Source organism: Parapedobacter soli, assembly GCF_025460835.1.
Classification (GTDB): Bacteria; Bacteroidota; Bacteroidia; order Sphingobacteriales; family Sphingobacteriaceae; genus Parapedobacter; species Parapedobacter soli.
The window spans coordinates 1-13,154 of record NZ_JAMXAY010000013.1 but is presented as its reverse complement, the minus strand read 5'-3'; the positions used below and the strand labels follow the sequence as shown (position 1 = coordinate 13,154).

The following is a 13,154-nucleotide window of genomic DNA, read 5'->3' as shown; positions in this document are numbered from 1 at the left end:
CCATGACAACGAATCTAGACACCGAAGAAAAAGTAAGCGCCAAGAAAATCGCCGTCACCAATGCCCTTATTTGGGCAGCAATAAACATCATTATCTTTTTACTGGTGTATTACGCGTCACCGAAATTGATGGCAAACCCTGCCTTTGGATTCATCACCATCGCCATCGGCATCGGGCTGGCAATTTATTTTACGCTGGATCTCCGCAAAAAAATTGGGGGCTATTGGTCGTTCCGCGAGGCGTTGGGCAATATCTTTATCATGTTTTTTGTGCAGGTAGTGATTTATTCGATATTCACCACGGCTTTTGCCAAGTGGATTGAACCTGACTACGCCAACATGATGCGCGAGGTTACGCTCAACGCGACTACCGAAATGGCTGAAGCATTCAGTTCTGATCAAGAGGTGGTCGATAAGATGATTGAAGAAGCGGAAAAGAGCATCGAAAAGCAGGTAAATCCCAGTTTCGTTGACTTCATACAAGGACTCGCCATAGGCGCCATCTTCTACTTTATCGGGGCACTTATTTTTGCTGCTATCTTTAAACGCGAACGCCCGGTTTTCGCACCGGTAAATGAGGAGTAATAATCTCTGATGGATATTTCTGTTGTTATCCCCCTGTATAACGAAGCGGAATCGTTGCCCGAGCTCGCGGCCTGGATTAGGCGTGTGATGGACGACAACCGGTTCAGTTATGAGATTATAATGGTGGATGACGGTAGTACCGACGACTCTTGGATGGTAATTGAAGGTCTTAAAGTCATCAATCCAAAGATATCCGCCGTTAAGTTCAGGCGCAACTACGGCAAATCCGCCGCCCTTAATGTCGGGTTTGCCGCGGCGCAGGGTAACGTGGTGATTACCATGGATGCCGACCTGCAGGATAGTCCAGATGAGATACCCGAATTGTATCGCCGGATTAAGGAAGGGGGATTCGATCTGGTGTCTGGGTGGAAACAGAAGCGTTACGACCCGTTGAGCAAAACAATCCCCACCAAGCTTTTCAATTCCGTTACACGAAATATGTCGGGTATACACAATCTCCACGACTTCAATTGTGGACTGAAAGCGTATCGGAAGGAAGTGGTTAAGAGTATCGAAGTATATGGCGAAATGCACCGCTATATTCCGGTTATTGCCAAATGGGCCGGCTTCCGACGCATCGACGAGCAGGTGGTCCAGCATTTTCCCCGCAAGTATGGCACCACGAAGTTCGGACCGGGGCGGTTTATCAAGGGGTTCCTGGATTTACTTTCCATTTTCTTTGTCGGGAAATTCGGAAAGCGGCCCATGCACTTCTTCGGTACGATGGGTGTATTGAGTTTTCTGGCCGGTTTTATCATCGCCGTGTGGCTGGTCGTGGAAAAGCTGGTCAGCATCGCCAACCAAACCCCTTATCGGAATGTAACCGATCAGCCGCTGTTTTTCTTTGCGCTGATTGCAATCATTGTCGGCACGCAGCTGTTCCTGACCGGGTTTATTGCCGAATTGGTGTCCAGGAATGGGGTGGATCGTAACAATTATCAGATTGAGAAGTTCATTTGATTCATGTTTTTCTCGATAATCATCCCGCTTTATAACCGTCCGCAGGAGATTTACGAACTGCTTGATAGCCTCACCCACCAAACCTACGCCGGGTTTGAAGTGCTGGTCATCGAAGACGGTTCGACCCTCGACGCGCAGGCTATTGTAGCGGGGTATGAAGATCAGCTCGATGTGCATTACTACTTCAAGCCGAATGAAGGTCAGGGGTTTGCGCGTAACTTCGGATTTGAACGGGCACGCGGCGATTACTTCGTTATTTTTGATTCAGACTGCCTTATCCCGCCAGATTATTTCGCCAACGTAACTGCATTTTTGGAAAAGACACCGCTTGATGCGTATGGCGGTCCCGATGCTGCCCAGGAATCGTTTACTGCCATCCAGAAAGCAATCAGCTATGCGATGACATCGCCGTTCACCACCGGTGGTATCCGGGGTAACAAGCGGCATATAGGCTCGTTCCACCCCCGCAGTTTCAATATGGGCGTTTCTCGCAAGGTTTGGCAACAAGTAGGAGGATTCAAGCTCACACGCCTCGGTGAAGACATTGAATACAGCATCCGTATCCAGACCGCAGGGTTCCGTGTTGGGTTGATTCCCGAAGCGGTGGTATACCATAAACGGCGCACAGATTTCAAGCAATTTTATAAGCAGCTGCATTTTTTTGGCCGTGCGCGGATTAACATCTACAAACATTTTCCCAACGAACTGAAACTTGTCCATTTCTTCCCAAGCCTATTCGTTCTTTTTCTCGTGGCGCTGCTGTTACTGAATATATGCGCTGCGTTGTCTGCCGGTTCGGGCAGGACCTGCGCCAGCAACTTGGCTTTTTTTGGCAATACGCTGCTTGGTGGATATGTTTTATTGCTATTTGTCCATGCATCGATAAAAACAGGCCGCCTACAAGTGGCGCTACTGGGTGTGGCGGCCGCTTTCATACAGCTCGGTGCCTACGGACTGGGGTTCCTGCAGGATTTTTTTAAACGGTTGGTGTTGAAGCGGGGTTGAAAGATGAGGTTCTGTTGATAATTCGGCTTTGTTATTTCGTGGGATGAATCGTATTTTGCATGCCGAAATCTGATTGCTTTTGTTACCCAACACCCAACATAGCCTCGATAAATTGGAAACCTTGTTTAAAGACTTAGGCTATAAGGTGCGTTATGAGAAAGGTAATTTCAAAACTGCGGCTTGCATGCTCGAACATAGTAAAGTGGTGGTAGTCAATCGGTTTTCAAATCTTGAAACAAAAATCGATTCCCTGGTGGCTATTCTGCGGGAAGTGCCCACCTCCGGCTTGGAACTGGATGAAAAACAACGGCAGTTTTTACAAAGTATCAAACAAATTCGACTCACGATTTGACGGTTAAATTTTTAGGCACAGGTACGTCACAAGGTGTTCCGGTCATTGCTTGCAATTGTTCGGTTTGCACTTCTCCAAATAAGAACGACAAGCGTTTACGGTCGTCCGTATTGATAGCGCTGGGTGATAGGAATATCGTCATCGACACCGGGCCGGACTTCCGGTATCAGATGCTAAGGGAGCACGTTACCCACTTGGACGCGGTGCTTTTCACTCATTCTCATAAAGACCACGTGGCCGGATTGGATGACGTACGGGCATTCAATCGGCAGCAGGGGGGGGCAGTTGATATCTATGGTACAAAGGATGTGCACGAAGCATTGCAGCGTGAATTTTATTATGCGTTTTCAGCAAAACGGTATCCCGGTGTACCTGTATTGACCCTCCATGAAATCACGACCGAGCCCTTCCATCTCTTCGGGCATGAGATAATTCCCATTGAAGTAATGCATTATATGATGCCGGTATTGGGCTTCCGTATTGGCGACTTTACCTATATTACCGATGCAAAAACCATCGAAGAGAGTCAGGTGGAAAAAATTATCGGTAGCAAAGTATTGGTTGTCAATGCGCTTCAGCGAGATGCACACATTTCTCATTTCACGTTGGATGAGGCGGTTGCTTTTGCACAACGGATCGGTGCCGAACAAACCTATCTCACACATATTAGCCATCGGCTTGGCCGGCATGACGAAGTGGAAGCGGAGTTACCGCGGGGTATCCATTTAGCTTACGACCGCCTGCAGCTTACGATTTCTTAGGATTCGGTCGGCTTATCGCCGCAAACTTTTTCCCGATGTTGATGTTATTTTAGGTAATTGTTTCATATAAACATTAATGGTTATGGGAAATTTACTTTATTTAATCGCCGTGATACTAGTGATTGTCTGGGCGATAAGTTTCTTCGGTGGTTACTATACGGGAGGGATTATCCATATTCTGCTAGTTATCGCCATCATTGCGATATTACTGCGTATTATCCGAAGCGCCGCCTAAGCGCTCGTTTTTGGCGAATAACTCCGCAATACGCAAATCCTTAGGGAAAGTCACTTTAATATTTTGGACATCCCCATCTACCAAGGTGATGGGGTACCCTTTTTTCTCAACAACCGATGCATCATCGGTAAAATAGGATTCGTAGGCTTGGGTATATGCGTCGAACAGTATGGTGCCGCTAAACACCTGCGGAGTTTGCATCAGGTACACGTTGGCCCTGGGGAATGCATTGTTTTTTGATCCATTGCTGCTAATGATCCGGATAGAATCGGTACTTGGCGTAGCCAGTGCAGCAGCACCGGTAAGTGCGGCCTGTTGGTAAACCTTGTCGATAAGGGCAGCCGGAATCAACGGCCGCGCGGCATCATGCACCGCTATCAAGCTGGTTGCCAGCGCGGTTTCTGTCGACTTTATAGCGGCGAGGCCGTTCTTTACGCTCTCAAAGCGGCTCGTGCCGCCGGCAACCACCGTTTGCGGGATTTCGAAATGATGTTTCTCACATAGAGCCGACCACGTATCGCGCAGCGAAGGGTGGATGACCGTAATGATGTGTGGAGAGCTGCTGCTGCGATGGAATGCTTGGATGGCGTGCATCATCACCGGGAGGCCGTTCAACAGCAAAAACTGCTTCGGCGTATCGGAACCCATACGGGTCCCTGTTCCCCCGGCAACGACAATCGCATAATTCATGCTTAGTAAATCTCAATACTACCAAGTACTAAATACTCAGTACTAAACACTAAATACTCAGTACTAAATACTAAATAATCAACATCGCATCACCATAACTGTAGAAACGGTATTTTTCCTTTACAGCCACCTCATACGCATGCATTACATTTTCATAGCCACCGAATGCGGCGATCATTACGAGCAGTGTTGATTCGGGCGTATGGAAATTGGTAATCATGCTATTAGCGATACTGAAGTCGTATGGTGGATAGATGAATTTGCTGGTCCACTCGTTTGCCGGCTTCAGGTGCTTGTCGGCGGATACGGCAGACTCGATAGCCCGCATTGAGGTAGTGCCCACTGCGCAAACACGCCGTTTCTCATCGATGGCGGTATTTACGGTTTTTGCGGCCTCTTCGGGGATGAAAAATTGCTCCGAATCCATTTTGTGCTTGGTAAGGTCTTCCACTTCTACCTGCCTGAAGGTGCCGAGGCCCACGTGTAGGGTTATTTCCGCAAATTCAATTCCTTTCAGCTCCAGGCGTTTCATGAGCTCACGGCTGAAATGCAGCCCGGCAGTAGGGGCAGCCACCGCACCTTCGTGCTTAGCAAATATGGTTTGGTAGCGGAATTTGTCTTCCGGGGTTGCTTTGCGTTTGATGTATTTCGGTAGCGGTGTTTCGCCGAGTATTTCGATGTTGCGGCGGAATTCCTCGTCGGTACCATCAAACAAGAAGCGGATGGTACGGCCCCGGGAGGTGGTGTTGTCTACCACTTCGGCGACTAACAAGTCGTCCTCCCCAAAATATAATTTATTTCCCACACGGATTTTGCGGGCCGGGTCTACCAAAACGTCCCAAAGCCTGAGCTCTTTGTTCAACTCGCGCAGAAGGAACACCTCGATAGTGGCGCCTGTTTTTTCCTTGTTGCCATACATCCGGGCGGGGAACACTTTCGTGTTGTTGAGGATCATCACATCTTTATCGTCGAAATAATCGAGCACGTCCCGGAAAATTTTGTGCTCTATTTTCCCCGTTTTCCGGTCGAGTACCATCAATCGCGATTCGTCACGATTCTCGGTGGGTTCGGAGGCAATTAAAGATTCAGGTAAATTGAACTTAAACTGTGATAGCTTCATTGTTGATGTGAAATTTTAGATAGCGGCACGCTGACTGTGCCTACGTATAAATTAGCGTGCAAAGATACGAAATTATTTAATAATAGAATATGTGTTTGTAGTTGTAACTTTATGCGACTTTGGTCGTCTTACGGTATATGATGATGTTCCTTCGATTAATCGGTGAGAGTTTCGGTTTTGCATTTAGGGCATTGCGTGAAAACCGTACGCGCACATTTTTATCGTTACTGGGTGTAACCATTGGTATCCTCATCATTATCGGGGTGTTTTCTGCGGTAGATACGCTTCGGGCCAACTTGGAGAGCAGCGTTGAGAAGTTGGGCAGTAAAACGCTGTATGTGCAAAAATGGCCCTGGGGTGGGGGCGAAGACTACCCTTGGTGGAAATATGTTAACCGTCCGGACCCTGATATACGCGACTTTGCCGCGTTACGCACCCGGATGACCACAGCCGAGGCCATTAGTTTCAATATCGACATCGGAAACCGCATGGCCCAGTATGGGAATAACAACGTATCGGGAATCACGGTGTCTGCTGCTTCGCACGACCTCTTTGACATCCGTAAGCTGGAGATTGTTCAGGGCCGTTATTTCACCGAATCTGAATCCAACCGCGGAAGCAATGTGGCTATCATCGGGGCTACCATCGCCGAGGGCCTGTTCCCCGGCGGCACAGACCCCATCGGTAAATCAATCAAGGTGCTGGGACGGAAGGTGAACGTCATCGGGGTTTTCAAGAAAGAAGGCGAGGGCATGATTTTCGACGTGTCTATGGATAACGCTGTGCTTATCCCACTCAATTTCGGCAGAAATGTCATCAATATCAGGCGGGCCGACTCATACATTATGGTAAGCGCACTGCCTCATGTTTCATTGGATGAAACCGAAAGTGAATTGCGTGGCATGATGCGGTCTATCCATCGGCTCAGCCCGCAGGAAGAAGACGACTTCTCGCTCAACAAAACCACCATCATCACCGCCCAATTGGATGCCATGTTCAAAGTAATCAATCTGGCAGGTGGTTTTATCGGTATATTTTCCATTTTGGTGGGTGGCTTCGGTATTGCCAATATCATGTTTGTCTCGGTTAAAGAACGGACACATATCATCGGCATCCAGAAATCACTTGGCGCCAAGAACTATTTCATCCTATCGCAATTCCTCATTGAGGCCATTGCCCTGTGCATTATCGGAGGGCTGGCGGGCTTGTCGATCGTATACCTCTTGGCATTTTTGGTCAAGCTGATGTTCGGGCTGGCCATTGTGGTCAATATCGGCATGGTTATCCTTACCATCGTGCTTTCCACATTGATAGGGCTCATAGCAGGCATCATACCTGCCGCCATGGCCGCCCGCCTGGATCCGGTGGAAGCAATCAGGAGTAAATAAATAATGATTCTGTGCTGCTAGGCCAGCTTTGCCAGTGCTTCTTTGATGCGCCGGAGCGCTTCTCGCAGTGCGTCGTCAGATGCTGCATACGAAATGCGGATGTAGTTGTCGTTGCCGAAAGAATCGCCGCCAACTGTTGCCACATGCCCTTCGTTGAGCAGGTAAAGGGCAAGGTCTGCCGAATCCCTGATTTCGTTGCCCTGTAGATCTTTTTTGCCGAAGAATGCGCTGATATCGGGGAAGAAATAGAAAGCCCCCTGTGGCAGGTTCGTTTTCACACCCGGGATGTCTTTCAGTAGGTTGTACACCAGTTCGCGCCGCCGTTCGAATGCGTTTTTCATTTCCAATACCGTTTCCAATCCCTGCTCGTAGGCGGCTATCCCTGCCCGCTGTGCAATGGAGCATGTACCCGAAGTGGTTTGCCCCTGCAGCTTATCGTTAGCTGCGGCGATTTCCCGGCTTGCGGCCAGGTATCCCAACCGCCAGCCGGTCATTGCAAATGCTTTGGAAAAGCCGTTGATCAGGATTACACGGTCTTTGATGCTTTCAAACTGTGCAATGGACTCGTGCTTGCCGATGAAGTTGATATGCTCATATATTTCGTCGGAAATGATATAAATGTGGGGATGTTTTTCAAATACCCTTGCCAGCCCCGCCAGCTCATCTTTACTATACACACTACCGGTGGGGTTGCAGGGAGACGAAAACATGAATAGCTTCGTTTTCGGAGTTATTGCCGCTTCCAATTCTTCCGGCGTGATTTTAAAGTCGCTCTCTATCGTTGTGTTGATGAATACCGACTTACCGCCGGCCAGCGTAACCATTTCGGAGTACGATACCCAGTAGGGGGTAGGTATGATGACCTCATCGTCCGGATTGATTAGCGTGAGGATCGCGTTGGATAACGATTGCTTCGCCCCGGTGGAAACCACGATTTGGGAGATGTCGTAATCCAGGTTATTCTCGGTTTTCAGTTTATTGGCAATCGCCTTCCGCAGATCGGGATACCCCGGTACCGGCGAATAGCGCGTGTAATTTTCATCCAATGCCTGCTTCGCAGCCTGCTTCACATGGTCGGGTGTATCGAAATCGGGCTCGCCTACACTGAGGCTGATTACGTTGATGCCTTTTGATGCCAACTCACGGCCTAACTTGGTCATTTTTAAGGTGGCCGACTCAGACAAGTTGTTGATCCTATCGGAGAGAATAGATGGTGTACTCATGAGGGGCAAACTTAGGAAAAGTTACCCATTATTTTTCAATAATTGGGATGAAATTTCACTTTTCATTTCGCGCGGGGCTTTCCCTATCTTTATCCCCCAAAACTTTAGATCGTCCATGGAGCAATTTCAAACCATTATCCTCATCGTATCGGCGATTGCGCTGTTTGTCTACGGCTTACAGAGCTTCAGCCGCGAACTGCAGGAGATCGGTTCCGACCGGCTGCGGCGGTGGATAGCCGGTGTAACGGAGAAGCCGTTGGGCGGTTTTTTCCTGGGAGCCTTCGCCACCGCCATGGTGCAGTCTAGCACGATGGTTTCATCACTCACGGTAACATTTGTGGATGCTGCTGTCATCAGTTTCCGCAGCAGTTTGCAGATATTGCTTGGCGCTAACATCGGCACGACATCTACCGCGTGGATTGTCACGTTCCAATCGGCGCTGTTTGGTCCTGTGTTCATCGTTTTGGGTACCTTGGTCAGCATGGTTCCCGCCCGGATTGCCACATTGGGCAGGGCGATATTTTATTTCGGATTCATCTTCTTCTCACTCAGCCTGATCAGCCAGGCAGTCGAGCCACTTAAGTCGGACGCCATGGTTCAAACATTGCTCCTGCAGGCCACCCAACCGCTACTGGGCATATTGTACGGCATCATCCTCACCGTGGTGGTACAATCCAGCTCGGTGGTTATCGGGGTATGTATCGTACTGGTCTCCCAGGGGATCATGACCATCGATGCCGCCGTGCCCATTGTGATCGGCGCCAACGTCGGCACCACCTCCACGGCGATGATTGTCAGCCTGAAAATGTCTAAGGCTGCTCGTTTGTCGGCATTTGCCAACATCGGCTTCAACTTCATAGCCATGTTGCTGATATTCCCGTTCATCGGGTGGTTCATCGATCTGTTGATCCGCCTGACTCCGTTGCCGGCCATCCAGATCGCGGCAGCCACCACGCTTTTCAGCGCGTTTACCTCACTGCTTTTCCTCATCGTGCTCAATCCGGTACACCGGCTGTTAACCGGGTACCTTTCTTCTTGATGCCTGTTCGGCCACCGTGATTCCGTTGCCGATCTCCCAATATTTTGTAAAGCGGCATTATTTTTTTGCCGGCCGCTTCGTTTCGATAACCAGCACCCAATCCCGCTGCTCCGTATCCGGCGGTGTAAAGGTGCCCTGTGTACCGCGGTAGCGCTTGGCCGCCGAAGTATATTTGCCCGTAACCGGGTTGAACCATGATATTCTCTTCGGTTTATTTCCCAATCTCGAAAGGTCGACCACAACCGGATCGGGATTGGGGAGGTAGACCATTGCCCATGTACGGGCCTCGTTCCGCATTGCAACGACCAGGTCGCGGTAATCGGTCCCGGCGTCCGAAAGCACCAGTCCGGGATCTTCCGTCCGGTTCATATCGTGTCGGTCAAGCATCAGGTCCTTTATGTAACGGATGTGGTTTGCTCCCTTCGCGTGCAATGCCTCCTGCCATGGGATATACCGATCGGCGATGTAGATTGGCTCATACCGGGCGCTGTCTGAGAACTGCCAGATGTGGTGGTGTCCATAAGTGGTGCCGCACCCACCGGCAAACACGCCACGGTACATACGTGCCCGTACGTCGTACGCATCGAAATACCCACGCCCTTCGGCAGTCCATTTGCCATCCCAAGGGTTCACCCCATGGTCTTCGTAGCATGGTTCGATATCCATGGTCGGCTTGGTGGGCATCAGGGCCAGGTCGTTTCTGATCGTATCCCATATCTCATACTGGCGGCTACCATGGCCGCTCTGTATTGCATTCATATCCAGCCAATCCTCATCATGGAACCACGCAGAGCTGCTTCTCATGGTACCTCCCGGGTGGTAGGTGATGAATGCGGCCTCGCCCCATACGTCTTCGATGCCGCGTGCCATAGCACGCCATATTGGGCGGTCGTCATGGAACTTACCCTCCCGTTCGTAGGTGGGCGGGCGGTCCCCACCCAGTATCCAAAGCACATTCCATTGGCCGCTGTACCGCTCGGCCAACTTCTTGGCATAGCCAAAAGCGTTTGACGCATTGAATACCTGGGGCCCGGCTCCCCACATGTAGGCCACCTTGTCGCCCCAGGTGGGGAGCAGCCCCACATACATGTTCCGCTTGGCTGCCTCACGGATGATGAAATCCACATGGTCCCAATAATCGTATTCGTCCGGATTGCCGGGGTCATTGCCGGAGGTTACCGCCCAGTTTAGCGGGTCGAGGTCGACGAAGGGCACATCACCCTGGCGGTTTGGCGTGCGGAGCCCGTCCATTTCGGCCAGCGACACGATCTGGATTACGTTGAAACCCTGGCTCTGCCGGGTGTCCAGGTAAGTGATGGCTTCCTCGCGCGTCAACCGTTGGAAAAGCTCCCAGGCTGTGTCGCCAAGCCAGAAGAACGGCTTCCCTGATTTGGTTTCAACCAGGTATTTGCCTGATTCGTGTACTGATATTTGAGCAACAGCAGCAGCCGTTGAGAGCAATAAAAACAAAGAGAAGATGGTTTTAATGCACGCGTTCGTGCGGTTTTTCTTGTGTATCATATTCATTCAATTATAATTTGCCTTAACGTTAGGGTGATTCTGGCACCTCATTTTACCCGAACAATCCTGAAGTTGTCGAATGCGGCGTCAAGTAGGCTTATCGATCCACCATCCGTGGTAATCCGGTAGCGGAAACTTCCCAGCATACCGTCCGCAGTGATGATATCGCCGAGGGTTTTCATCGCATTACGTTCGGGGCGCAGATCCCCCCAAACATCTTCGACCTGTTTGAAAGCGCTAAGTGGAATCGTGTATGTCACCCATTGGTTATTCGTATGGAAGGTGTTATCTTCCCGCAGGGTATTGGGTGCAAAAACATACCCGTATTGGTCGTTGAACAAGAAAACAAAACGTGCCCCGTTGTCCCAAGGTTCGCGCGTATTGATCTCAAATTTGAACGCGAAGTTATCTGCCGGGCTTGATAGCGCCGCGGGGTACTTGGCCACATCCCACACCGGGATACCCGCTTCGAAATTAGCGGTGCGGCTGTCCTCCCACCATGCGGGGTTATACGGCCCCACATTAGTCACCACGCTGCGTGCAAAGGCCCCTTTACTTCCGGCAAACATCGGTGTGGGGTCGGTCGGCACCGTCCAAGGCCAAGACAGGTAATGCTTGTTGTCCAAATTGGTGATGACTCCGAACCCATCGAACAGGTTAATGTCAAAAACAGACTCACTGGTGCCGTAAGGTGAAACCAATTCGATTTTTCCCGGTATGCTGCCCAAATCGGCGGAGACGGTAAACCGCAACTCGGTACCGTCTGCATTTTTGACAAAACCGGTACCTTGGACCCCGCCGGGTAAGTTGACTTCCGTGACACCACCCAGATACATTCCCGTAATGGTAACCGTCTGGCCTGCTACAGGGTTCTCATTGCTGATTGTCTGGATAAGTGGTGGCGGCGGCTCAATAGGGAAATCGTATATCGCTTCGCCCTGTGGCGTGATGACTCTAATCTGGCCCGGTACGTTTGGAAAGCGGTCGGGTGTGGGCGTCGAGTTCGGGATCTGCACAAAAATATGCGTAGCGGTGTTGTACGTTGAATTGAAGGGAGCCTCCAAATCGTTGAACAGGACCTTCCGTGTATTGGCCAGATTGCGGCCCTCGATGACAATGAAGGTGCCGGGCAGGGCTACCACGACGTTGCTGTCAGCCAGCGCAGCCTCCGGTACCCGTATGCGCGTAATCGTGGGTGCACTGGGATTTTCGTTTTTTTCTTTTTGGCACGACGTGAATGGTGCGAAAAAAGTAGCCAGCATTAGGAACAACCCAAAGTTCCAGACCGACTGTTTATGCTGTATGTAGTTCATCTTTTTCACGTATTAATAAGTTCTATCCGGTATCTCTTCTAGTTGCCTGAAGTATAAGGCACGGGGGGCTTCAACAGGTTGGGAGCCCTCACAATTTATGCGTCGGGAATGGGAATATAAAAATTGTTCGGGCCCACAGCCACATAATCGTGTTGGTCTTCCCGATCACTCTCCCTTATTTCCCACGAAGTCGCGTTGTTGATATTCGGGAGTGGCGTTATCAAGTAATACCCGCGGTTCATCTCGCTCAGCATCGTATAGGCTTTCTGTGGGTTATAATAATGTAAACGTGAATAATCAAAAGCCGAGACGTTTTCCATTGCAAACTCCAGAATACGCTCTTTGTAAATATCGTTCCATGTAATGCTCGATTTGCCGCCAAGTCCAGCCCGTCTTCTGATTTGATTTACTGCATCCACCGCTTCTGCATCGGAAGTAGAGGTTGCATTGCCCAGTATGGCTTCGGCAAGAATGAGGTACACTTCCGAGAAGCGCATTAGATACGTGTTGATTTCGGTACCCATAAACAGCACCTTACCCTCATTGTCTTCCGGCCGGCCTACCACATATTTCTTGACCCAGGCAAATTCGGATTCCGTGCCATCGTAGCTGTTTTGGGCGTTGAAGGGTACAACGAGTGGCACTTTGATTCGCTGTCCGGGGTTGTCCGGGTCGTCGATTTCATTGGTGATGTAAGGGTAGCGGTCTCCCGGGAACATATACGTGGCCCGCCGCCTTTTATCCAGTGCGAAATCCTCGTATAGCCTTAATGTATTCAATCCGGCACCGATCTGTCCGCCCCATCCGTCGCCGACACCGGTAATGCTGCTGCTGTAGGCCAAGTAAGCTTGTGTCGCATTTTGCGTGCCCCACTCACCATTGTATACCCACTGCAGGGCCAGGATGCTTTCGTCATTGCTGGACTTACCCCGAAAAATAGGCGGTTCTCGATCTAATTTCCTT

At 50.2% G+C, this 13,154-nt stretch carries 14 protein-coding genes; 8 read left to right on the top strand and 6 right to left on the bottom strand.

Features of this window, described 5'->3' with window-relative positions; genetic code table 11:
• Positions 1-2: 2 nt before the first annotated feature.
• The 6 genes from NGM62_RS07595 to NGM62_RS07570 all read left to right on the top strand — a co-directional run bounded on the left by NGM62_RS07595 (position 3) and on the right by NGM62_RS07570 (position 3,897).
• Complete coding sequence (locus tag NGM62_RS07595; protein WP_262246919.1) at positions 3-584, top strand: DUF4199 domain-containing protein; 582 nt, start codon at positions 3-5, stop codon at positions 582-584.
• A gap of 9 nt (positions 585-593) precedes the next feature.
• Positions 594-1,544: a glycosyltransferase family 2 protein gene (locus tag NGM62_RS07590; RefSeq protein ID WP_262246918.1), complete on the top strand. Its 951-nt coding sequence runs from the start codon at positions 594-596 to the stop codon at positions 1,542-1,544.
• A 3-nt stretch (positions 1,545-1,547) separates the two neighbouring features.
• The gene (locus NGM62_RS07585) at positions 1,548-2,549 is read left to right on the top strand and encodes a glycosyltransferase (protein WP_262246917.1); all 1,002 of its coding nucleotides are present in this window, start codon (positions 1,548-1,550) and stop codon (positions 2,547-2,549) included.
• Between the two features lie 79 nt (positions 2,550-2,628).
• On the top strand, positions 2,629-2,901 hold the full coding sequence (locus tag NGM62_RS07580) for a hypothetical protein (RefSeq protein ID WP_262246916.1): 273 nt from the start codon (positions 2,629-2,631) through the stop codon (positions 2,899-2,901).
• Positions 2,898-3,662: an MBL fold metallo-hydrolase gene (locus NGM62_RS07575; protein WP_262246915.1), complete on the top strand. Its 765-nt coding sequence runs from the start codon at positions 2,898-2,900 to the stop codon at positions 3,660-3,662. The genes NGM62_RS07580 and NGM62_RS07575 overlap by 4 nt, the downstream gene beginning before the upstream one ends.
• An 82-nt stretch (positions 3,663-3,744) precedes the next feature.
• Complete coding sequence (locus NGM62_RS07570) at positions 3,745-3,897, top strand: lmo0937 family membrane protein (RefSeq protein WP_262246914.1); 153 nt, start codon at positions 3,745-3,747, stop codon at positions 3,895-3,897.
• Here the strand turns inward: NGM62_RS07570 and NGM62_RS07565 are convergent.
• Both NGM62_RS07565 and queA read right to left on the bottom strand, forming a co-directional pair.
• Positions 3,868-4,587, bottom strand: a complete 720-nt coding sequence (locus NGM62_RS07565; RefSeq protein ID WP_262246913.1) for a 2-C-methyl-D-erythritol 4-phosphate cytidylyltransferase — start codon at positions 4,585-4,587, stop codon at positions 3,868-3,870. The genes NGM62_RS07570 and NGM62_RS07565 overlap by 30 nt on opposite strands.
• A gap of 70 nt (positions 4,588-4,657) precedes the next feature.
• Entirely contained in the window at positions 4,658-5,707 is a 1,050-nt protein-coding gene (queA, locus tag NGM62_RS07560; protein WP_262246912.1) for a tRNA preQ1(34) S-adenosylmethionine ribosyltransferase-isomerase QueA, read from the bottom strand.
• 140 nt (positions 5,708-5,847) lie between these two features.
• Here queA and NGM62_RS07555 point away from each other — a divergent pair, with 140 nt between their 5' ends.
• The gene (locus tag NGM62_RS07555) at positions 5,848-7,095 is read left to right on the top strand and encodes an ABC transporter permease (RefSeq protein WP_262247027.1); all 1,248 of its coding nucleotides are present in this window, start codon (positions 5,848-5,850) and stop codon (positions 7,093-7,095) included.
• Between the two features lie 17 nt (positions 7,096-7,112).
• Here the strand turns inward: NGM62_RS07555 and NGM62_RS07550 are convergent, their stop codons facing one another.
• The gene (locus NGM62_RS07550; RefSeq protein WP_262246911.1) at positions 7,113-8,318 is read right to left on the bottom strand and encodes a pyridoxal phosphate-dependent aminotransferase; all 1,206 of its coding nucleotides are present in this window, start codon (positions 8,316-8,318) and stop codon (positions 7,113-7,115) included.
• A gap of 115 nt (positions 8,319-8,433) precedes the next feature.
• Here NGM62_RS07550 and NGM62_RS07545 point away from each other — a divergent pair, with 115 nt between their 5' ends.
• The gene (locus tag NGM62_RS07545; protein WP_262246910.1) at positions 8,434-9,357 is read left to right on the top strand and encodes a Na/Pi cotransporter family protein; all 924 of its coding nucleotides are present in this window, start codon (positions 8,434-8,436) and stop codon (positions 9,355-9,357) included.
• 57 nt (positions 9,358-9,414) lie between these two features.
• Here NGM62_RS07545 and NGM62_RS07540 read toward each other — a convergent pair whose 3' ends face one another.
• The 3 genes from NGM62_RS07540 to NGM62_RS07530 all read right to left on the bottom strand — a co-directional run.
• Positions 9,415-10,878, bottom strand: a complete 1,464-nt coding sequence (locus NGM62_RS07540; RefSeq protein WP_262246909.1) for a glycoside hydrolase family 140 protein — start codon at positions 10,876-10,878, stop codon at positions 9,415-9,417.
• Between the two features lie 47 nt (positions 10,879-10,925).
• On the bottom strand, positions 10,926-12,191 hold the full coding sequence (locus NGM62_RS07535; RefSeq protein ID WP_262246908.1) for a glycan-binding surface protein: 1,266 nt from the start codon (positions 12,189-12,191) through the stop codon (positions 10,926-10,928).
• 95 nt (positions 12,192-12,286) lie between these two features.
• Positions 12,287-13,154 (bottom strand): RagB/SusD family nutrient uptake outer membrane protein (locus NGM62_RS07530; RefSeq protein ID WP_262246907.1); only part of this gene is annotated, 868 nt, incomplete at its 5' end.